This is a genomic window from Catellatospora sp. NPDC049111, assembly GCF_040648615.1.
GTDB classification, from domain to species: domain Bacteria; phylum Actinomycetota; class Actinomycetes; order Mycobacteriales; family Micromonosporaceae; genus Catellatospora; species Catellatospora aurea.
The window spans coordinates 1-19,911 of record NZ_JBEZEB010000003.1 but is presented as its reverse complement, the minus strand read 5'-3'; the positions used below and the strand labels follow the sequence as shown (position 1 = coordinate 19,911).

Below are 19,911 nucleotides of genomic sequence, written 5' to 3'. Positions count from 1 at the left end.
TTTCCCCGTGGCTCGCGTCGTGGTTGACGTCATGCTTAAGCCCGAGATCCTCGACCCGCAGGGGCAGGCCGTCGCGAACGCGCTGCCCCGCCTGGGCGTCAATGACGTCGCCTCAGTGCGTATCGGTCGTCGTGTGGAGATCGATTTCGCTGGAGATGCCGACCTGGAGAGGGCTCGCGAGATCGCGGACAAGCTCCTCGCCAACCCGGTCATCGAGGACTACGAGATCCGGGTAGTCGAAGCAGCATGAGCAAGATCGGTGTGGTGACCTTCCCCGGTTCGCTGGACGACGGGGACGCGGCCCGTGCCGCGCGCATCTCCGGAGCCGAGGTCGTACGGCTCTGGCACGCCGACCCGGACCTGCACGGCGTCGACGCCGTGGTGCTCCCGGGCGGCTTCTCCTACGGTGACTACCTGCGCTGCGGCGCGATCGCCCGGTTCGCGCCGGTGATGGAGACGATCGCCGACGCCGCCCGTGGGGGCATGCCGGTCATGGGCATCTGCAACGGCTTCCAGATCCTCTGCGAGGCCCACCTGCTGCCCGGCGCGCTGACCCGCAACCAGCACCTGCACTTCCGCAACCGCGACCAGTGGCTGCGCATGGAGAACTCCTCGACGGCGTGGACCAACCACTTCACCGAGGGACAGGAGATCCTGATCCCGGTGAAGAACGGCGAGGGCTGCTACGTCGCCGATCGGCGCACGCTGGACGAGCTGGAGGCCAACGGCCAGATCGTCGCGCGCTACATCCGCGGCAACCCGAACGGCTCGACCCGCGACATCGCGGCGATCCGCAACGAGGCCGGCAACGTGCTGGGCATCATGCCCCACCCGGAGCACGCGGTCGAGGCGCTGACCGGCCCGTCCCTGGACGGCCTCGGATTCTTCTCGTCGGTGCTCAAGCACCTGGCCGACGCTAAGGCGGCAGCATGAACCTGGAGTCGATGACCGTGGACACGGTGAAGAACGCCGAGTCCACCCCTGAGGAGCTGCAGCCCTACCTGGAGCTCGGCCTCAAGGACGACGAGTACCAGCGGATCAGGCAGATCCTGGGCCGCCGGCCGACCCAGTCCGAGCTGGCCATGTACTCGATCATGTGGAGCGAGCACTGCTCGTACAAGTCGAGCAAGGTGCACCTGCGCCAGTTCGGCGAGAAGGCTCCGCCGTCGGACCGGATGCTGGCGGGCATGGGCGAGAACGCCGGTGTCATCCAGATCAACGAGAAGATCGCGGTCACCTTCAAGGTCGAGTCGCACAACCACCCGTCGTTCGTCGAGCCCTACCAGGGTGCGGCGACCGGTGTCGGCGGCATCGTGCGCGACATCCTCGCCATGGGCGCCCGCCCGATCCTGGTGATGGACTCGCTGCGCTTCGGCGCGGCCGACCACCCGGACACCCAGCGGGTGCTGCCGGGCGTCGTCGCGGGCGTCGGCGGCTACGGCAACTGCCTGGGCCTGCCCAACGTCGGCGGCGAGGTCTTCTTCGACGAGTGCTACCAGGGCAACCCGCTGGTCAACGCGCTCAGCCTCGGTGTGCTGCCGGTCGACGGCCTGCAGCGCAAGGAGGCCGACGGCCCCGGCAACATCGTGGTGCTGATGGGCGCGAAGACCGGCCGGGACGGCATCGGCGGCGTGTCGGTGCTGGCCAGCGCGACCTTCGACGACGAGTCGCAGCAGCGCCGGCCGAGCGTGCAGGTGGGCGACCCGTTCACCGAGAAGCTGCTCATCGAGTCGTGCCTGGAGCTGTACGCGTCGAAGCTGATCGTCGGCGTGCAGGACCTCGGCGGCGCGGGCCTGACCTGCGCGCTCACCGAGACCGCGGCGTCGGCGGGCACCGGCATGGACATCCAGCTGGAGAAGGTCCACCTGCGTGAGGCCTCGATGGAGCCGCACGAGATCCTGGCCAGCGAGTCCCAGGAGCGCATGCTCTTCATCGTGGAGCCGGCCAAGCTGGACGCGGTGCTCGGCATCGCCCAGCTGTGGGGCGTCATCGCCACGCCGATCGGCACGGTCACCGACACCGGCCGGGTCCGGATCACCTTCCACGGCGAGACCGTGGTGGACGTGCCCCCGGGCAGCCTCGCCGACGACGGCCCGGTGTACGCCCGGCCGCTGCGCGAGCCCGCGGACCTGATCCTGCTGCAGGCCGACCGTGCCGAGACGCTGCCGCGCCCGCACCACGACTTCCAGCTCAAGGACACGCTGCTCAAGCTCGCCGCGTCGCCGAACCTGTCGGACCGCAGCTGGGTGACCGAGCAGTACGACCGCTACGTGCTGGGCAACACCGTGCTGGCGCAGCCGGAGGACTCCGGCATCGTCCGCCTCGACGAGGAGACCGGTCTCGGCGTCGCGCTGTCGCTGGACTGCAACTCCCGCTTCGCCCGCCTCGACCCGTACGAGGGCGCGAAGCTGGCCCTGGCCGAGGCGTACCGCAACGTGGCCGTCACCGGCGCCGAGCCGGTCGCCGTCACCGACTGCCTCAACTTCGGCTCGCCGGAGGACCCGGCGGTCATGTGGCAGTTCGCCGAGGCCGTGCGCGGTATCGCCGACGGCTGCCAGGAGCTGGGCATCCCGGTGACCGGTGGCAACGTCAGCTTCTACAACCAGACCGGCGCGGTGGCGATCCACCCGACCCCGGTCGTGGGTGTGCTCGGCGTGCTGGAGAACACCGCGCAGCGCATCCCGATGGGCTTCAGCCACACCGGGGACGTGCTGGTGCTGCTCGGCGAGACCAGCCTGGAGCTGTCCGGCTCCGAGTGGGCCTGGGTCGCGCACCGGCACCTCGGCGGCCGCCCGCCGAAGGTCGACTTCGCGCGGGAGCAGGCCATCGCCGGCTTCATGCAGAAGGCCGCCGAGACCGGCCTGGTCCGTTCGGCGCACGACCTGTCCGACGGCGGCCTCGGCCAGGCGCTGGTCGAGTCGGTGCTGCGCAAGGGCATGGGCGCGACGGTGACCCTGCCGGTGGACATCGAGCCGTTCGTATCGCTGTTCAGCGAGTCGGCGGGCCGGGTGCTGATCTCCGTGCCGGTGGGCCACCGCCAGGCGTTCGAGACGCTGCTGGCCGAGCACGAGCTGCCGGCGACGATCCTGGGCCAGGTCGACGACGAGGGCGCGGACCTGAAGGTCATCGGCCACGGCGAGGCGGGCCGGTTCACGGTGTCGCAGGCCGAGCTGCGCGAGGCCTTCACCGGCACGCTGCCGCGACTGTTCGGCTCGAACGAGCCGAGCGCGGCTGCCGCACCGGCGGTCGAGACCGTGACCGTGGTCGAGACGCTGGCCGTGGTCGAGACCGCGGTGGGCGTCGAGGTCACCGAGACCGTGCTGGTCGAGGCTCCGGCGGCGCTGCTCGCCGAGGGCGAGCCGGCCGAGCAGCCCGGCGAGGTCGCGCAGGCCGACGACGAGGGCCGCCGCACCGAGGGCTGATCCCACGCACCTTCTGATCCGGGTGCCGTTTCCGCTGTCCGCAGCGGGAACGGCACCCGCGTCGTTTCCGCCGCCGGGCGCGCCCATGATCGTTGGACTTGCCTGGCAGTCGTGCGTATCTTGAACCCCCATTCGCCCAGGTGCCGGGCAAGTCGAACGATCATGGTGCGTCGAGGGCCCCGGCGCGGAAAGATCTTCGCAACCTTCAGGGCGTATGCGGCGTGATGTCGCGACGGGCCGACGGGGCCCGCCACGGAGGGGAGAACGGGGACGATGGCCCCTTACCGCGACGACGGACCGGGCCGCCGGGCCGATTTCGAGGAGTGCTACGCCGCGCATTTCCACAGCCTCACCCTGCAGCTCAACGCCTACCTGGGGAATCTGGCCGAGGCGCAGGACCTGGTGCAGGAGGCGTTTGTCCGGGCGCTGGCCCGGTGGGACACGATCGCCCAGTACAGCGACCCGCCCGCGTGGGTGCGCCGGGTCGCCTGGAACCTCGCGACCAGCGGCTGGCGCCGGCGACGTACCGCGCTGAACTTCCTGCGCCGCCAGCGCGAGGAGCACGTGCCCGCACCGGGGCCGGACCGGGTGGCGCTCACCTGTGCCCTGGCCACGCTGCCCGACGCGCAGCGGCGGGCATGCGTGCTGTTCTACATCGCCCAGCTCACCATCGCGGAGATCGCCGAGCAGGAGGACGTCGCCGAGGGCACCGTCAAGTCCTGGCTGCACCGCGGCCGGACCGCGCTCGCCGCCCAGCTCACCGAGGCCCGGAAGGAGCACGACCATGTCTGAGCACGAAAACGACGACGTCCTGTGGTCCGCGGTGGACACCTACCGCGCCGACACCGATCCGCTGATCCGGCCGACGGGCACCGCGGCGGCGTACGCCACGGTCCGGCACCGCAAGCGGGTCCGCTCCGTCGGCGTCGCCGCGAGCGCGCTGGTCGCGGTGCTGGTGGGCGGTGTCGCGATCAGCGCGCTGGGTGGGCCGGGGCCGACGGGGCCGACCCCCGGGAACACCGCCGGCACCTCGCCGACGGCGAGTCCCAGCCCCACGACCAGCCCTTCGCCGCTTCCGGTCGCGACCGGCGGCGCGCTGCACGGGCTGGCGGACGCGGTGCTGGCCCTGCCCGCCCGGAAGGTCTCCGGCAAGGACTGCCCGACCGGGCCGAAGCAGTTCCGGGACGGCAAGGCCGGTGCGAAGGTCTGGATCGACAGCGCCGTGCAGACCGACCTCAACGCCGACGGCACGCCGGAGCAGGTCGCCCTCATCTACTGCCGTCCCGGCGAGATCCCGCTGGGCCAGGTGGTCGCCTTCCGGCGCGACGGCGACGGGTTCACCACGCTCGGGGTGGTCGTGCAGGTCGAGACGCCGCTCGCGCTGCCACCGCAGCAGACTCCGAGGACGGTCGAGCGGATCACGAAGCTGGCCGGAGACTCGTCCGGCGAGATCCAGGTCGAGGTGGGCAACCTGGAGACGACCTACAGCGACCTGTCAGGCGGGCCGATCGGGCTGTACCAGTGGCGCTCGTACCGCTGGAACGGCGCGGCGTTCGCACAGTCGGGCGGCTCGCCCTCGTTCACGGCGGACACGGACGTGGTGCCGCTGAACGTGGTGCTGTCCTCCCCGGACCTCAGCCCCGCCGCCGGCGGCGGCACCCGGGTCGAGGTGAAGGTGCGGGTCGAGCGGGTGGCACAGGCACCGGCACCGGTGACGGTGCTGCTGTCGGTGGCGAACGCGCCAGGGGTCACGATCGTGGGCGAGGCGGCGAGCGCGCCACGGGTCACGGGCCAGGCCTGCGCCGAGGGCACGCAGCAGTGGGTGCGATGCCAGGCCGACCGCGGCCACGACCACGCCTTCTTCACGTTCCACCTGACGGTTCCGGCCGGGATGACGATCAGCGAGCTGCGGCGCGACCTGGGGGACAGCTGGATCTATGTCCGGGTCGGTGACCAGGAGCTCATCCGCCTGGCGGCCACGCTCTGACCCGGGGCGGCGGCTGCGGTCACGGGGCCGCGGCCGCCGTCTCAGCGTGCGATCGTCTTCGGGAGCAGCAGGCCGGTGCGCTCGCCGGCGTTCAGCCAGCCGTGTTCGACCATGGTGTCGAGCACCCGGTTCCAGGCAGCCGCCACGTCGCCCGGGTCCGGGTCGAGGTGCACCCCGAGCAGCGCCGCCTCGGTGACGGTGAGGTCGCGCGGGTGCTTGCCGAAGTACAGCATCGAGGCGTCGACGAGCCCGATCGCGCCCTGGCCGTAGTGCGCGGTGTTGAGGTAGAAGTCGAACACCTGGGCCTTCGTGTACCAGCCTTCCAGCTTGTGCGCGCCGACCCGCACCCGCCAGCTGTCCAGGTCATCCCACGGCACCCCCATCGCGACCACCGCGTACCGCTTGGTGAGGTGGGCCGACGGCCACATGATCTCGTCGGACTGCCGGTGGAAATCCGGGTCCACTGCCGCCACGATCGCATCGGCGACGCCAGGCCGCAGGTTCTCCGCCCGCACCTGGGTGGAGCCCGGCTTCTCCCGCGGGAGGGGCACACTGGCGTAGTAGTACTCGGTCAGCCCGAAGGTGACGCCCAGCAGGAGCAGCAACGCCACCGCTCCCATCATCAGCCGGTGCAGCCCGCGTTGTGACGACGGTGGCATGGCGCCTGCCGCGGACTTCGGGAGTTCGACGAGGGTCATTACGACAAGGTAGACGCATCGATGGACATTCGCAGTCCAGAAGCGACGCCCGATCGAGTGCGAGCAGCACGGCCAGCGGTCAGCCCAGCAGTTTGCGCGGGCCAGAGCCCTGTGCGGCGAGTTCGTCGCCCGGGTTGTAGAGCCGGCAGGACTGCAGGGAAAGGCAACCGCAGCCGATGCACCCGTCGAGCGTGTCGCGCAGCCGTTCCATCAGCGCGATCCGGTCGTCGAGTTCGGAGCGCCAGCGTACCGAAAGCCGGGTCCAGTCGGCCTTGGTGGGCGTACGCCCCTCGGGCAGCTCCTTCAGCGCGTCTCCGATCCGTTCCAGGGACACCCCGACCTGCTGCGCGATCCGGATGAACGAGACGCGGCGCAGCGCGCTGCGCTCGTACCGCCGCTGGTTGCCGCTGGTGCGGGTGGAGTGGATCAGCCCGCGTTCCTCGTAGAAGCGCAGCGCCGACGGGGCCACCCCGCTGCGGGCCGACAGCTCGCCGATGGTGAGCGTCACCGGTTTCACGGATCCCCCGTACTTGAGTTCAAGTGCACTTGAACTTGCAGGCTACTCCCATGACAGTGCTGGATGTCGAGCCGCTGCTGCGGCGGTTGACCGGGGACGAGAAGCACGCGCCGAGCGCGTTCTCGACCCTGGACGTGCTCTGGGTGCTCTACGACCGGGTGCTGCGGGTGGACCCGCGCCGGCTCGGCGACCCCGACCGGGACCGGTTCCTGCTCTCCAAGGGGCACGGACCGGCCGCGTACTACGCGGTGCTCGCCGCGAAGGGCTTCTTCCCGGACGACTGGCTCGATGATCTGGCCGGCGCGGACAGCCCGCTCGGCCACCACCCGGACCGGCTGCGCGTGCCAGGTGTGGAGATCAGCTCCGGCTCGCTTGGGCACGGCCTCGGCCTGGGCGTGGGCACCGCGCTGGGCCTGCGGGCCCAGGGCCGGCTGGAACCGAGGGTGTATGTCCTGCTCGGCGACGCGGAACTCGACGAGGGCAGCAACCACGAGGCGATCGCGTACGCCGGCGCCACCGGCCTCGACACGCTCACCGCCATCGTGATCGACAACCGGAGCGCCTCGCACGGCTGGCCGGGCGGCATCGCGTCCCGGTTCGCGGTGCACGGGTGGACGGCGGTCACCGTCGACGGGCGCGACCACGATGCCGTCGACGCCGGGTTGGGCCAGGCCAGGGAAGGCGCGCCGCACGTGGTCGTGGCGGTCGTCGAGACGAAGGGGAGCTGATCATGAGGCAGGCGTTCATCGACACCGCCACCGCGCTGATCGAGGAGGACCCCCGCACCGCCCTGGTGCTGGCCGACATCTCGATGTCGGCCTTCGAGGATGCGGCGCTCAAGCACCCCGACCGGATCCTCAACGTCGGCATCCGCGAACAGCTCATGATCGGAGTCGCGGGCGGCCTGGCCCTGACCGGGCTGCGCCCCATCGCCCACAGCTACGCGACCTTCCTGGTCGACCGCGCCTACGAGCAGATCAAACTCGACCTGGCCCACCAGGGCACGGGCGCGATCCTGGTCAGCGTCGGCGCGTCCTACGACGGCTCCTCCGCCGGCTACACCCACATGTCACCGATGGACGTGCAGCTCATCGACACCCTGCCCGGCTGGACCGTGCACGTCCCCGGCCACCCCGGCGAGGTCTCCCCACTGCTCACCGCGGCCGCTGCCCACGACGATCCGGTCTACCTGCGCCTGTCCACCCAGACCAACGACATCGCGTACGCCGACGCGCACCTGCTGCGCCCCGTGCGCCACGGCACAAAGGCCCTGGTCGTAGCGGTCGGCCCGATGCTCGCCCCCGTCCTGGAGGCGACCCGGGGCCTGGACGTCACCGTGGCGTACACCCACACCCCCCGCCCCTTCGACACCACCGGCCTACGCGCCCTCGCTCATTCCGGCAACGTCGCCCTGATCGAGCCCTACCTGGCCGGCACCTCAACCCACGTGGTCTCCGCGGCCATCGCCGACCGCCCCCACCGCCTGCTCAGCCTCGGCGTGACCCGCCGCGACCTGCACGCCTACGGCACCCCCGCCGACCACGCCCGGCACCACGGCCTCGACCCGGCCGGCCTGCGCGCTTCCCTCACCACCTGGCTTCCTTGACCAACTCGCTCGGCGATGATCGCTGTTTGCGGGCGAAACGTGAGGTCCCGGCGCAGATTCTGACCACAACCAGCGATCATCGCCGCTCGGCGGCCAAAGCAAGATCGCGACGACCCGGGTGAGCCGGCGGGGTGCCCGTTCGGGCGCACCGCCCCGGCTCGCGCATCGTCGCGATCTCGGTGAAGGGCTGTGCCGTGGCGCGTCAGCCGCGGGTGTGGGAGCCGAGCATGTGGACCTGGCCGGTGCCCTCGATGATGTCGCCGACGTGCCAGCACTCGACGCCGCGGCCCGTGAGGAGGGCCATGGCGCGGTCGGCGTCGGCGGCGGAGACGACGGCGAACATGCCGACGCCCATGTTGAAGGTCGACTCCAGGTCGTGCTGGTCGATGCGGCCCTTGCGCTGGATCAGGTCGAAGATGGGCTGGGGGGCCCAGGTGGAGCGGTTGACCGTCGCGTCCAGGTGCTTGGGGAGGACACGGACCAGGTTGCCGGGGATGCCGCCGCCGGTGACGTGGGCGAAGGCGCGGACGTCGCACTCGGCGATGAGGCTGAGGCAGTCCTTGGCGTAGATCTTGGTGGGGGTCAGCAGCTCCTCGCCGAGGGTGCGCTGGTCGCCCAGGTCCTCGATGACCGAGTCGAGCTTCAGGCGGGCCTGGCCGAGCAGCACGTGGCGGACCAGGGAGTAGCCGTTGGAGTGCAGGCCGGAGGAGCGCATCGCGATGACGACGTCACCCGGCTGCACCCGCTCGGCGCCGAGGATCATGTCCTCCTCGACGACACCGACACCGTTGGCCGAGAGGTCGTACTCGTCCGGGCGCATCAGGCCGGGGTGCTCGGCGGTCTCGCCGCCCAGCAGCGCGCACCCGGCGTACCGGCAGCCGTCGGCGATGCCAGCGCCGATCTCGGCGATCCGGTCCGGCACGACCTCGCCGCAGGCGATGTAGTCGAGCAGGAACAGCGGCTCCGCGCCGCACGCGACGAGGTCGTCGACGACCATCGCGACCAGGTCGATGCCGACCGTGTCGTGGATGTTCATCTGCTGCGCGATGGCCAGCTTGGTGCCCACGCCGTCGGTCGACGAGGCCAGCACCGGGCTCTTGTACTTCGAGGTGTCGAGCTTGAACAGGCCGGAGAAACCACCGAGCCCGCCCAGGACCTCGGGCCGGTGCGTACGCGCGACCTTGTCCTTCAGCATCTCCACGGCCTTGTCACCGGCGTGGATGGACACGCCCGCGTCGGCGTAGGTCACGGTGCGGCGGCGGTTGGTGCTGCCCTCCGCCGTCCACAGCTGACGGTTCCCGTTCTCCGGTTGCCCGGACACGGGGCGCTCGGTCACGTGGGTCACGGTATTTCTCCTCTTTGTGCGCGGCACCGTTCAGGGAAGGGTCGGTGGTGCCGTGACGAGTGGTACTAAGACCGGCTCAGCTCCGTGGACGGGGCTGCGGCCTGGTCGCCGCTGAGCTCGTCGGACTCGACCCGGCGGCCGACCCCTTCGAGCACGTGCTTGCCGATCAGGTTGCTGGCCGGCAGCTTGATCGGGTATTCGCCGTCGAAGCAGGCCCGGCACAGGCGGTTCTTCGGCTGCTCGGACGCAGCGATGAGCCCTTCGAGCGACACGTAGCCGAGCGAGTCGGCACCGATGGAGCGGCGGATGCCCTCCATGTCCATGCCGTTCGCCAGCAGTTCGGCGCCGGTGGCGAAGTCGATGCCGTAGAAACACGGCCACTTCACCGGCGGAGAGGAGATGCGCACGTGCACCTCCAGCGCGCCGGCCTCGCGCAGCATGCGCACGATGGCGCGCTGCGTGGTGCCGCGCACGATGGAGTCGTCGACCACGACCAGGCGCTTGCCCCGCACGTTGTCGCGCAGCGGGTTGAGCTTGAGACGCACGCCCAGCGCGCGGATGGTCTGGGAGGGCTGGATGAAGGTGCGCCCGACGTAGGCGTTCTTCATCAGGCCCTGGCCGTAGGGGATGCCGGAGGCCTCGGCGTAGCCGATCGCGCCCGGGGTGCCCGACTCGGGCACGGGGATGACCAGGTCGGCGTCGACCGGGTGCTCGGCGGCCAGCTTGCGGCCGATCTCCACCCGGGTCGAGTACATGTTGCGGCCGTTGATGGTCGCGTCCGGGCGAGCCAGGTAGACGTACTCGAACAGGCAGCCCTTGGGGTCCGGGGCGGCGAAGCGCGAGGAGCGCAGCCCGTACTCGTCGATGGCGATCAGCTCGCCGGGCTCGACCTCGCGGACCACGGAGGCGCCGACGATGTCCAGCGCCGCCTGCTCGCTCGCGACGACCCAGCCGCGCTCCAGGCGGCCCAGCACCAGCGGCCGCACGCCGTGGTGGTCGCGCGCCGCGTAGAGGGTGTTCTCGTCCATGAAGACGAAGCTGAACGCGCCCTCGACGGTCGGCAGCACCTCCATCGCGGCGGCCTCGACCGACAGGTCGGGGTGCCCGGCCAGCAGCATCGTCACCAGGCTGGTGTCGTTGGTGGAACCGCGGCTGTCCATGCCGAGGTCGGCGGCGCGGCGAGCCAGGTCGGCGGTGTTCACCAGGTTGCCGTTGTGGGCCAGCGCGATCGTGGTGCCCGAGCTGGTCGACTGCAGCGTGGGCTGGGAGTTCTCCCAGGTCGAGTCGCCGGTGGTCGAGTAGCGGGCGTGCCCGATCGCGAGGTGCCCACGCAGGCTGGCCAGGGTCGGCTCGTCGAAGACCTGGGCGACCAGGCCGACGTCCTTGTAGACCACCACGCCGGAACCGTCGCTGACCGCGATGCCGGCGGCCTCCTGGCCGCGGTGCTGCAGCGCGTACAGGCCGAAGTAGGTGAGTTTGGCAACCTCTTCACCAGGGGCCCAGACACCGAAGACGCCACATGCGTCTTGCGGGCCTGGCCGGTGGGGGTCGAGTTCGTGGCTCAACCGGCCGTCGCCTCGGGGCACCCTGTTGCTCCTTGCGCTTGTCGCTTCAGTAGCTGGCTGGATGCCCTGCTCGGTGAGCCGGCATCGGTGGTGTGTGTCGGCGTCCGGCGGCGATCGCCGCCGCAGCTCAGTGTACGTGACCCGGCGGGGTGGGCACCCCGGTGGCCGGGCTGTGTGCTACGTGACTGAATAACGGAACCGCAGGCCGGATGGCTACACGATCGGGAAGAAAGCGCTGATGTCGGAACGAATGCCACTGGCCCGAATCCGCCCATCGGCGACCGCGGACGCCCAATCCACCCGTCCCGCGGCGAGCTGAAGAAAAGTGACCGGATCGGTCTCGACGAGGTTCGGTGGCGTTCCTCTCGTGTGCCTCGGTCCCTCGACACACTGAATCGCGCCATAAGGAGGAACCCGAACCTCCACCGAACGGCCAGGAGCCGTGGCCGCAAGATGTGCCAACAATGCCCTAACCGCATCGCGGAGCGTCAAACGTTCCGGAGTCCGGCCGTTGGCCAGGCAGTCCAGAGCGCTGCTGACGGCTGGGGAGATTTCCGGCGAGGGGGACATAAGCGGACGATACAAGATGACTGCGGCTCACTTTGTGGCGGCCCTGGGTCGCGCAATCCTTGCTTCGCAAGGCATAGTTGCGGTCGGTGTATTCCCGCAGCCCCCCCACACCCCGATCGCTGTGGGATATCGAGGAGCTTGGAAGGCGGTGGCCGTGACTACCCAGCGACGGTCCTGGTTGGCACGCGTCGGAGTGGTAGCGATGGTGTCACTCGGCACCCTCGTCGGCGTCTCCGCTCCCGCGTCGGCGGCGACATCGGTCACCGCCAACGGCGTCTCCGTCGAGGCTGGTGGCGCGGAGAAATCGGCCACGGTGACGGTGTCGGTCGGCAACGCGGCTGAGGATGTCGACCTCAACAACGTCGACATCAAGATCGAGAATTTGCCGAGCGGCGTCACGTGCACCTCCGGCTGCAACGCGCAATTCAGCGTCGCGAAGGGCCAGTCGGTTCCGCGAACGGTGAAACTCAGGGCCACGTCCAATGCGGCGATCGGCGCCTCTTCGGCATCGGTGAAGGTGGGCCAGCTCCCCGCGGCCAACATGCAGATCACCGTCACCGAGAAGGCGGAAGAGCAGAAGCCGTCGACCGGCAAGATCTCCGGCATCGTGCGTGACCAGAAGACCGGTGACCCGATCAGTGGCGCGATCGTCCAGCTGTCCGACGGTGACGAGAAGGACTTCAGCAAGACGACGGGTTCCGCGGGCACCTTCACCTTCACGCCGACCGCGTCCAGCCCGATCGCGCCTGGTCTCATCGTGCTCACGGTCCAGAAGGACCCGTATGCGATGAAGAACATCACGCTGAACCTGAACGCCGGGCAGTCGAAGACCGACGTGAACTTCTCCATGGTCAACGTGAACGCCACCGCCTCGCCGACCGCCGAGTTGACGCCGACCGCCGAGGAGAGCGTCGTCCCCGAGGAGTCGGGTGACGGCGGCGAGACCGTCGAGACCGATACGGCCTCCAACAACGAGGAGGACTCGGGTCTCGGCACGATGACCTGGGTAATGATCATCCTGGGTGGCCTGCTCGTCGCCCTGGGCATCGGCGCGATCGTGCTGCTCGTGATGAAGCGCGGCAACGACGATGACGATGACGATGATGACGACGACGATGACGACGACGAGCCGGTGCGCGGCCGCCCGGTGCGTCCCGCGGCCCAGCCCGCTCGCGCGGGTGCCGGAGCCGGCGTCTACGGCGGCGGGGGCGGTGGCGGCGCGTACGGCCGCCCGGCCGACCCGACCATGGTGGCCCGCCCCGGCGGTGCCGACGCGACCGTGATGCACCGCCCCGGCGAGTACGGCGGCGTGCCCGCCCAGCGCGGCCCGCAGCAGCCCTACGGCGCCCCGGCCCAGCCGACCCAGCAGTACGGCGGAGGCTACGGCTCGCCCGCCCAGCCGACCCAGCAGTACGGCGGCTACGACGCCCCGGCCGGCGGCGGCTACGGCGGCTCCCCGGTCGCGCCGACGAGCGGCTACGGCAGCCCTGCCCCGACCTCCGGTTACGGCAGCCCGGCTCCGACGTCCGGCTATGGCAACCCGGCTCCGACGTCCGGCTATGGCAACCCGGCCCCGACGAGCGGCTACGGCAGCCCCGCGCCGACGTCCGGTTACGGCGGCAACGACGCCTACGGCTCGACCACCCCGACCTCCGGCTACAGCGGCGGCCAGCCCAACTACGACCAGGGCTACGGCCAGCAGGCCGGCGGCTACGGCCAGCAGCAGGGCTACGGCCAGCAGGCCGGCGGCTACGGCCAGCAGCAGGGTGGTTACCAGGGCCAGTACGACGAGCCCACGCACTACGCGGGCCCGACGTCCGGCGGCAGCTCCTACGACCAGCAGGGCGGCTACGGCCAGGCGCAGGCCTACGGCCAGCAGGACTCCTATGGCCAGCAGCAGCAGGGCGGCTACGGCCAGCAGGACCCGTACGGTGCTCAGCAGGGCGGCTACGGCCAGCAGCAGCAGGGCGGCGGCTACGGCCAGCAGGATCCGTACGGCGCCCAGGGCGGCGGCTACGGTCAGCAGCAGGACCCGTACGGCGCCCAGCAGGGCGGCGGCTACGGCCAGCAGCAGGACCCCTATGGCGCCCAGGGGGGCGGCTACGGCCAGCAGGGCGGCGGTTACAACGACGACCGCCGCAGCAACCGCGACAACCGCCGGCTCGACTGGCTCGACGACTGAGCACCGGCCATCGTGAACGACGGACGCCCCCCGGAATCTCCGGGGGGCGTCCGCGTGTGCGGAGCCCCTTCCGCGGCGTGTCGGGGTGCACGAGGTGGGAGAGGGGAGACAGGAGTCGGCGCGGTTTGCTGGAATGGTCAGGTGGCCACCGTCAACGGCATGCGCGGGGTGTCCCGGGTGCCGGCATACGTGGTGATGCAGCCCACGACCCTGTGCAACCTGGACTGCGTCTACTGCTACCTGCCCCTGCGCGCCCAGGACCGTCGGATGCCGGTCGAGGTGGCGCGTGCCGTGGCGGCCGACGCGAACGCCTGGGCGGCCCTGGACCGCTTCTCGGTGGTGTGGCACGGGGGTGAGCCCCTGGCGGCCGGCAGGGACCATCTGGGGGCGCTGATGGCCCCGTTCGACCCGGCTGTGGAGCAGCACGTGCAGACCAACGCGACGCTGCTGGACGACGCCTGGTGCGAGTTCTTCGCCGCGCGCGGGGTGCGGGTGAGCGTGAGCGTGGACGGGCCGGAGGAGCTCAATACGAGCCGGGTGTCGCGTGCGGGGCGGCCCGCGTACGACCGGATCGCGCGGGGGATCGCCACGCTGCGCCGGCACGGGCAGTCCTTCGCCGCGCTGTGCGTGGTGGGCGACCCGCGGCCGGGCGTGGCGGCCCGGCTCTACGAGTACTTCCTGGAGCTGGGCTGCGACACGCTGGGCGTCAACATCGAGGAACGCGAGGGGGTCAACGAGCGTCCCAACTCCCATGATCCGGAGTCGGTGCGGGCGTTCTGGGCCGAACTGGTCGCGGCGTGGCGGGCCGACCCGCGGATCCACGTCCGCGAGCTGGAGTGGAGTCTGCGCTACCTGGGCGCGGTGCTGGACGGCACGTCGGGCGACCTGCTGCCGGCTGCGCTGGACCCGATCCCGACCGTCGGCCACGACGGCGCGGTGGTGCTGCTCTCGCCGGAGCTGGCGGGTTTCCACGACCCGGTGCACGGCGACTTCAGCAGCGGCAACGTGCTGCGTACGCCGCTGTCGTCGCTGCTGGCCGAGCCGCGGCGGACGAGCTGGGTGCCGGAGTTCCTCACCGGGGTGGAGGCATGCCGCAACACCTGTGCGTACTTCGGCTTCTGCGGCGGCGGGCACGCCGCCAACAGGTACTTCGAGCACGGGCGGTTCGACGGCACGCAGACCGAGCACTGCCGCAACAGCAAGATCAACCTACTGGAGGGAGTGCTCGACCATGTCCGACGCCCTTGATGACCGGATCCGCGACGCGCGCGGCGAGCTGGCTCCCCTGCTGGAGGAGGCGCGCCTGGCGAGACTGGCCCGCTCGGAAGTGCCAGGCGCAGACAGCAGCGCCGTCTGCGCCTGGAACCACTTCGAGAACATCCCGACCTTCTTCAACTGGAACAACCGGCCGCGCTGAGGCGGAGGCCGTTCAGGAAGTCAGCGGCGGGGGGTCCAGTCCTTACCGTCGTCGTCATCGTCGTCGTCGACGGCATAGTTCCCGTACGGGTCGTACGGATCCGGCTCGTCGTCGTCTCGCTGGTCCTCGACAACAGCACTGCCGCTGCCGCTGCTGAGCTCGCTACCGGCAAGCTCGCGCTGCAAGGCGGCGAGGTCGGTGTTCGGGGAGTGGTACTTCAACTCCCGGGCCACCTTAGTCTGCTTGGCCTTAGCTCGGCCGCGCCCCATGGCCGACCCCCTCGCACATGAATGACGGGGCTACCCGAAGGCGGGCCCCGATGACGTCAGACATCTCTCGTGGGTCATACGGTACATGGGAGGAGGCCACTTCGGCATCTCGGGTTACCGGGTGTCTGGCGGCACATCGGAACCTGTCCGTTTTATTACTGGTAAGGAGTATATCGCTCCCCAGTGATAACGGCCCAGCTCCCTCACCAGCGCAACAACCCGTTCTTGATCGCGAAGGTCGCCTGGCAATCGGGCGAAAGACTGCTCAAGATACGCACGATTGCCAGGCGACTCGAATGATCCAGGTTCGGCGTGGCGCTAGATCCGGATGGTGCGCAGGCGGCCGACCTCGGCCATGCGCTGCTCGGCGAGGCGGTCGGCGGCACTGGCCGGCGAGATGCCCTCGGTGTCGGCCAGTTCCAGGATCCGCTTGGTGGTGTCGTAGATCTTGGTGGCGCGCAGCTTGGCCCGGTCGAAGTTGAAGCCGTCGATCTCGTCGGCGACCTGGATCACACCGCCCGAGTTGACCAGGTAGTCGGGCGCGTACAGGATGCCGCGGTCGACCAGGAGCTTCTCGATGCCCGAGTGGGCGAGCTGGTTGTTGGCCGCGCCGGCGACGATCTGCGCCCGCAGCGCGGGCACGGTGTCGTCGTTGAGCGCGCCGCCCAGGGCGCAGGGCGCGTAGACGTCGATGTCACTGGTGATCAGCGCGGTCGCGTCGGCGACCAGGCCCACCTGCGGGTAGGTCGCCTTGGCCCACTCCAGCGCCTTCGGGCTCACGTCGGTGGCCACCACCTCCGCGCCGTCCTCGATCAGGTGCGCGACCAGGTACTTGCCGACCTTGCCCAGGCCGGCCACGCCGACCCGCTTGCCCTTCAGCGACGGGGTGCCCCAGCGGTGCTCGGCCGCGGCGCGCATGCCCTGGAAGACGCCCCAGGCGGTGAGGATCGACGAGTCGCCGGCACCGCCGTACTCGACGCTGCGGCCGGTGACGTACTTCGTCTCGCGGGCCACGACGTCCATGTCCTGCACGTAGGTGCCGACGTCACAGGCGGTGTAGTAGCGCCCGCCGAGGGACTGCACGAAGCGGCCGTACGCGCGCAGCAGCTGCTCGGACTTGATCTGGTCCGGGTCGCCCCAGATGACCGCCTTGCCGCCGCCCAGGTCGAGCCCGGCGAGGGCGTTCTTGTACGCCATGCCCCGGGACAGGTCCAGCACGTCGTGCAGGGCCTCCTCCTCCGAGGCGTACGGGTAGAAGCGCGTGCCGCCCAGGGCGGGCCCCAGCGCGGTCGAGTAGATGCCGATGATCGCTTTCAGGCCGCTGGCCCGGTCCTGGCAGAACACGACCTGTTCGTGACTGCCGTCGGTGAATACGCCCACTGCTGGCTCCAAGGTGACGACGATGGCCCTTGTGAGGCCCATCCTGCTCGGTCTGACGGAAAGTGGCTCGTCCCGTCGAGCTGCCCTCCAGCAGCTCGCCAAGCGACTCCCCACCCTCCGCCGAGGGGTTGGGGCACGCCGCGGTAGCGACGCTCCCGCTGACAGCCTAATCGTGGGAGGATCGCGAGGTGCCGTCACAGTTCGCCGCGTACCTGAGGGTCTACGAGCCGCTCACCGCGTTCGCGCCCGAACGTGAGCGTTTCTGGCGCCGCTACGTGGACGAGGGGCGCGCCGTCGGGCTGTCCGACGGGCCCGGCCGGCAGCGGGCGACCGTGCTCGAAGCGCTCGGCGCGGGCTGGTCGCGGCTGCCCGACCTGCCCGATGAGGCGTACGTCATGCAGGGGCTGACCGGTCAGACCGACGTGACCCTGGTCTGCCCGTGGAACCTGCGGGTGCGGGTGGCCGAGGCGGCGCTGCAGGCGCGCGACGGGGTGCCGCAGGTGCTGGCCGACGCGTTCGTGCCGCCGGTGCTGGTGGACCTGGCGCAGACCGTGGTCGAGCAGACCCGCGCCGAGGACCGCATGCACGAGCAGGTGGCCACCTGGGGCGTGCCACTGCGCTGGTTCGTGCTGGTCTCCCCCGCGGAGCGGGACCTGGTGCTGGAGCCGTCCCGGCGGGTGCTGCGCTACCGGACCGAGATCGGCAAGGCCCGGCAGCGGGCGCACAAGGGGCTGCGGGTGCTGCGTCGGACCCTGGGCGACGTGCCCATCACCGACTCGCTGCGGGAGACCGCCCGCTGGCTGGAGTCGTTCCACCCGGGCTCGGTCGTCGAGCTGGACTATGGCGGCCTGACCGGGCTGCTGTCCGAGGACGCGCTGCGTGACGACGACTCGGTCGAACTGGTCGCCACAGGGCTGGCCGGGCTGGAGCGCGAGGACGGCGACGCCGCCACGGCGGCGTATGAGCAGCTCGTGCAGCGGTGGCGGGCGATCCAGTTGATGGAGCGCAGCAACTGACGGTGAGTAGTTTTCAGGTCACTTGCAGTGATTGAAAGATATGAAATTACTGTCTTCATCCGCTAAAAGCAGACATGTCGTTCATTCATCATCCGTCCATCCACGGACCTTCACCCGTTCGGCCCATGTCGGACATCGGGGACTAGCCGGACTATGGGTAGCGCGTTGGCCGGCGGGACCCCGGCCTACGTCTATAGGTACTTGTGGAGGAGACCGCATGGCGTCGCGTACGCACGAACCAGAACCCCTGCTCACCCCGGCAGAGGTCGCATCGATGTTCCGCGTCGACCCGAAGACGGTGACCCGGTGGGCCAAGGCGGGCAAGCTCAGCGCGATTCGCACGCTGGGCGGCCACCGTCGCTACCGTGAGTCGGAGGTGCGTGCTCTGCTCCAGGGTCAGATCCCGCACCAGCGTCAGGGCGACTGAGCTGCATAACCGGAGGACTGACGTCCTCCTACATACCCCCCATGGCCAAAGCTCCGCCACGCTGCCCCCGCAGCGGGACGGAGCTTTGGTCATTTCGGTTCAGGGGACGAGCGCTCCGTCGCGGAGCGTGACGACGCGGTCGGCCATCTCCATGAGCGCCGCGTCGTGCGTGGCGACGAGCGCGGTCATGCCCCGGGCGTGGACCAGGGCGCGGAGCAGGTCCATGATCTGGCGGCCGGTCTCGGAGTCGAGCTGGCCGGTCGGCTCGTCGGCGATGAGCAGCTGCGGGTCGTTGGCCAGCGCGCGGGCCACCGCCACGCGCTGCTGCTGGCCACCGGACAGCTCGTACGGGCGCTGGTTGGCGTGCCCGCCGACCCCGACCAGCTCCAGCAGCACCGACACCCGCTGGTCCCGCTCGGCCGGGCGCACCTTCGCCAGCCGCAGCGGCACCCCGACGTTCTCCGCCGCGGACAGGATCGGCACCAGACCGAACGACTGGAACACGAACCCGATCACATCCCGGCGCAAAGCGACCAGCTGCGCCTCGGCCGCCGAGGTGATCTCCTGCCCGGCGATGAACACCTTGCCCGACGTCGGCCGGTCCAGCCCGCCGATGATGTTGAGCAGCGTCGTCTTGCCCGCACCCGACCGCCCCCGCACCGCGACCAGCTCACCTCGCCCCGCGGTGAACGACACGTCACGCACCGCGTGCACGACCTTGCCCGCCCGGCCGAAGTCACGGCTGACGTTCTCGACCCTGACCAGTTCCTCAGCCACGGCGCACCTCCACATGGTCGGACTCCAGGTTCAACTTCACCCGGTCCTTGAGCTCCAGTTCCTGCACGAACGACTGCGGCAACTGCATCCGCCCCGCCCGGTCCAGCACCGCGTACTCCTCACTGACCAGCTCCGTGCCACCGTCGGCGGTGGCCCGCGAGCTGCGCCGCACCTCCGAGGCCAACCGCCCGTCACGGATCGCCACCGTCCGGCGGACCTGCGTGGCCACGTTCGGGTCGTGGGTCACCACGACCACGGTCACCCCCAGCTCGGCGTTGATCGTCTGCAGCGCGCCGAACACGTCCGCGGCGGTCGACTCGTCCAGCTCACCGGTCGGCTCGTCGGCGAACAGCACCTCCGGGTCGTTGGCCACCGCCAAAGCCACCGCGCACCGCTGCTGCTCACCGCCGGACATCTGGTCCGGGCGCCGGTCGGCGCAGTAGCCGACCCCGACCATCTCCAGCAGCTCCACCGCCCGCTGCCGCGCCTTGCGCCCCGAACGCGTGCCCGCCAACCGCATCGGCGTGACCACGTTCTCCAGCGCCGTCAGGTACGGCAGCAGGTTACGGCCGGTCTGCTGCCACACGAACCCGACCATGTGCCGCCGATACGACAACCTGCGCCCCGCCTTCATCGTCAGCAGGTCGTACTCGCCCACCCGGGCGATGCCCGCGGTCGGCACGTCCAGCCCCGACAAGATGTTGAGCAGCGTCGACTTGCCCGACCCGGACGC

The 19,911-nt window shown here is 70.4% G+C and carries 21 protein-coding genes; 12 read left to right on the top strand and 9 right to left on the bottom strand.

What is annotated here, in order from left to right; all coding sequences use genetic code 11:
- Positions 1-7 precede the first annotated feature (7 nt).
- From purS to AB0B66_RS04885, 5 genes are all read left to right on the top strand, one after another.
- On the top strand, positions 8-250 hold the full coding sequence (gene purS, locus AB0B66_RS04905; RefSeq protein WP_120317757.1) for a phosphoribosylformylglycinamidine synthase subunit PurS: 243 nt from the start codon (positions 8-10) through the stop codon (positions 248-250).
- Positions 247-933, top strand: a complete 687-nt coding sequence (gene purQ, locus AB0B66_RS04900; RefSeq protein ID WP_360523043.1) for a phosphoribosylformylglycinamidine synthase subunit PurQ — start codon at positions 247-249, stop codon at positions 931-933. Before purS ends, purQ begins: the two co-directional genes overlap by 4 nt.
- Positions 930-3,422 (top strand): phosphoribosylformylglycinamidine synthase subunit PurL, encoded by a 2,493-nt coding sequence (purL, locus tag AB0B66_RS04895; protein WP_360523040.1) that lies wholly within the window; start codon positions 930-932, stop codon positions 3,420-3,422. Before purQ ends, purL begins: the two co-directional genes overlap by 4 nt.
- A 273-nt stretch (positions 3,423-3,695) precedes the next feature.
- Positions 3,696-4,214 (top strand): sigma-70 family RNA polymerase sigma factor, encoded by a 519-nt coding sequence (locus AB0B66_RS04890; RefSeq protein ID WP_360523037.1) that lies wholly within the window; start codon positions 3,696-3,698, stop codon positions 4,212-4,214.
- Complete coding sequence (locus tag AB0B66_RS04885) at positions 4,207-5,409, top strand: hypothetical protein (protein ID WP_360523035.1); 1,203 nt, start codon at positions 4,207-4,209, stop codon at positions 5,407-5,409. The genes AB0B66_RS04890 and AB0B66_RS04885 overlap by 8 nt, the downstream gene beginning before the upstream one ends.
- A 41-nt stretch (positions 5,410-5,450) precedes the next feature.
- On the opposite strand, the gene AB0B66_RS04880 is transcribed toward AB0B66_RS04885, so the two are convergent.
- On the bottom strand, positions 5,451-6,107 hold the full coding sequence (locus AB0B66_RS04880; RefSeq protein WP_360523032.1) for a transglycosylase domain-containing protein: 657 nt from the start codon (positions 6,105-6,107) through the stop codon (positions 5,451-5,453).
- Between the two features lie 79 nt (positions 6,108-6,186).
- On the bottom strand, positions 6,187-6,624 hold the full coding sequence (gene soxR / locus AB0B66_RS04875) for a redox-sensitive transcriptional activator SoxR (protein ID WP_360523028.1): 438 nt from the start codon (positions 6,622-6,624) through the stop codon (positions 6,187-6,189).
- A gap of 50 nt (positions 6,625-6,674) precedes the next feature.
- On the opposite strand from soxR, the gene AB0B66_RS04870 reads away from it, so the two are divergent.
- Positions 6,675-7,352: a transketolase gene (locus AB0B66_RS04870; protein WP_360523025.1), complete on the top strand. Its 678-nt coding sequence runs from the start codon at positions 6,675-6,677 to the stop codon at positions 7,350-7,352.
- A gap of 2 nt (positions 7,353-7,354) precedes the next feature.
- Positions 7,355-8,230, top strand: a complete 876-nt coding sequence (locus tag AB0B66_RS04865) for a transketolase (RefSeq protein ID WP_360523022.1) — start codon at positions 7,355-7,357, stop codon at positions 8,228-8,230.
- Between the two features lie 202 nt (positions 8,231-8,432).
- Here the strand turns inward: AB0B66_RS04865 and purM are convergent, their stop codons facing one another.
- The 3 genes from purM to AB0B66_RS04850 all read right to left on the bottom strand — a co-directional run bounded on the left by purM (position 8,433) and on the right by AB0B66_RS04850 (position 11,710).
- The gene (purM, locus tag AB0B66_RS04860; protein WP_360523019.1) at positions 8,433-9,575 is read right to left on the bottom strand and encodes a phosphoribosylformylglycinamidine cyclo-ligase; all 1,143 of its coding nucleotides are present in this window, start codon (positions 9,573-9,575) and stop codon (positions 8,433-8,435) included.
- A 65-nt stretch (positions 9,576-9,640) separates the two neighbouring features.
- Positions 9,641-11,161 (bottom strand): amidophosphoribosyltransferase, encoded by a 1,521-nt coding sequence (purF, locus tag AB0B66_RS04855; protein WP_360523016.1) that lies wholly within the window; start codon positions 11,159-11,161, stop codon positions 9,641-9,643.
- Between the two features lie 192 nt (positions 11,162-11,353).
- Positions 11,354-11,710, bottom strand: coding sequence for a sterol carrier family protein (locus AB0B66_RS04850; RefSeq protein WP_360523013.1), 357 nt, complete (start codon positions 11,708-11,710; stop codon positions 11,354-11,356).
- 202 nt (positions 11,711-11,912) lie between these two features.
- Here AB0B66_RS04850 and AB0B66_RS04845 point away from each other — a divergent pair, with 202 nt between their 5' ends.
- From AB0B66_RS04845 to amcA, 3 genes are all read left to right on the top strand, one after another.
- On the top strand, positions 11,913-13,892 hold the full coding sequence (locus tag AB0B66_RS04845; RefSeq protein ID WP_360523010.1) for a hypothetical protein: 1,980 nt from the start codon (positions 11,913-11,915) through the stop codon (positions 13,890-13,892).
- A 159-nt stretch (positions 13,893-14,051) separates the two neighbouring features.
- Positions 14,052-15,140, top strand: a complete 1,089-nt coding sequence (gene amcB / locus AB0B66_RS04840) for a cyclophane-forming radical SAM peptide maturase AmcB (RefSeq protein WP_360524105.1) — start codon at positions 14,052-14,054, stop codon at positions 15,138-15,140.
- Positions 15,124-15,309: a multiple cyclophane-containing RiPP AmcA gene (gene amcA, locus AB0B66_RS04835; protein ID WP_360523007.1), complete on the top strand. Its 186-nt coding sequence runs from the start codon at positions 15,124-15,126 to the stop codon at positions 15,307-15,309. Before amcB ends, amcA begins: the two co-directional genes overlap by 17 nt.
- A 20-nt stretch (positions 15,310-15,329) precedes the next feature.
- Here amcA and AB0B66_RS04830 read toward each other — a convergent pair whose 3' ends face one another.
- The gene (locus AB0B66_RS04830; protein ID WP_203697521.1) at positions 15,330-15,578 is read right to left on the bottom strand and encodes a DUF3073 domain-containing protein; all 249 of its coding nucleotides are present in this window, start codon (positions 15,576-15,578) and stop codon (positions 15,330-15,332) included.
- A 318-nt stretch (positions 15,579-15,896) separates the two neighbouring features.
- A complete protein-coding gene (locus AB0B66_RS04825) occupies positions 15,897-16,958 on the bottom strand; it encodes a Glu/Leu/Phe/Val dehydrogenase (RefSeq protein ID WP_360524102.1) in 1,062 nt (353 codons plus the stop codon).
- 188 nt (positions 16,959-17,146) lie between these two features.
- Between AB0B66_RS04825 and AB0B66_RS04820 the strand changes: the two genes are divergently transcribed.
- Both AB0B66_RS04820 and AB0B66_RS04815 read left to right on the top strand, forming a co-directional pair.
- The gene (locus AB0B66_RS04820) at positions 17,147-17,974 is read left to right on the top strand and encodes a hypothetical protein (RefSeq protein WP_360523003.1); all 828 of its coding nucleotides are present in this window, start codon (positions 17,147-17,149) and stop codon (positions 17,972-17,974) included.
- Between the two features lie 217 nt (positions 17,975-18,191).
- A complete protein-coding gene (locus tag AB0B66_RS04815) occupies positions 18,192-18,401 on the top strand; it encodes a BldC family transcriptional regulator (protein WP_020522548.1) in 210 nt (69 codons plus the stop codon).
- Between the two features lie 99 nt (positions 18,402-18,500).
- Here the strand turns inward: AB0B66_RS04815 and AB0B66_RS04810 are convergent, their stop codons facing one another.
- Positions 18,501-19,193: an ABC transporter ATP-binding protein gene (locus AB0B66_RS04810; RefSeq protein ID WP_360523000.1), complete on the bottom strand. Its 693-nt coding sequence runs from the start codon at positions 19,191-19,193 to the stop codon at positions 18,501-18,503.
- Positions 19,171-19,911, bottom strand: a 741-nt coding sequence (locus AB0B66_RS04805) for an ABC transporter ATP-binding protein (protein ID WP_360522997.1), incomplete at its 5' end; no start/stop codon positions are given. The genes AB0B66_RS04805 and AB0B66_RS04810, both read right to left, overlap by 23 nt.

Coding starts and splice junctions, on each gene's coding strand:
- purQ (WP_360523043.1), top strand. CDS start 247: ATGAGCAAGATCGGTGTGGTGACCTTCCCCGGTTCGCTGGACGACGGG.
- purL (WP_360523040.1), top strand. CDS start 930: ATGAACCTGGAGTCGATGACCGTGGACACGGTGAAGAACGCCGAGTCC.
- AB0B66_RS04890 (WP_360523037.1), top strand. CDS start 3,696: ATGGCCCCTTACCGCGACGACGGACCGGGCCGCCGGGCCGATTTCGAG.
- AB0B66_RS04885 (WP_360523035.1), top strand. CDS start 4,207: ATGTCTGAGCACGAAAACGACGACGTCCTGTGGTCCGCGGTGGACACC.
- AB0B66_RS04880 (WP_360523032.1), bottom strand. CDS start 6,107: ATGACCCTCGTCGAACTCCCGAAGTCCGCGGCAGGCGCCATGCCACCG.
- AB0B66_RS04870 (WP_360523025.1), top strand. CDS start 6,675: ATGACAGTGCTGGATGTCGAGCCGCTGCTGCGGCGGTTGACCGGGGAC.
- AB0B66_RS04865 (WP_360523022.1), top strand. CDS start 7,355: ATGAGGCAGGCGTTCATCGACACCGCCACCGCGCTGATCGAGGAGGAC.
- AB0B66_RS04850 (WP_360523013.1), bottom strand. CDS start 11,710: ATGTCCCCCTCGCCGGAAATCTCCCCAGCCGTCAGCAGCGCTCTGGAC.
- AB0B66_RS04845 (WP_360523010.1), top strand. CDS start 11,913: ATGGTGTCACTCGGCACCCTCGTCGGCGTCTCCGCTCCCGCGTCGGCG.
- amcB (WP_360524105.1), top strand. CDS start 14,052: ATGCGCGGGGTGTCCCGGGTGCCGGCATACGTGGTGATGCAGCCCACG.
- amcA (WP_360523007.1), top strand. CDS start 15,124: ATGTCCGACGCCCTTGATGACCGGATCCGCGACGCGCGCGGCGAGCTG.
- AB0B66_RS04830 (WP_203697521.1), bottom strand. CDS start 15,578: ATGGGGCGCGGCCGAGCTAAGGCCAAGCAGACTAAGGTGGCCCGGGAG.
- AB0B66_RS04815 (WP_020522548.1), top strand. CDS start 18,192: ATGGCGTCGCGTACGCACGAACCAGAACCCCTGCTCACCCCGGCAGAG.
- AB0B66_RS04810 (WP_360523000.1), bottom strand. CDS start 19,193: ATGTGGAGGTGCGCCGTGGCTGAGGAACTGGTCAGGGTCGAGAACGTC.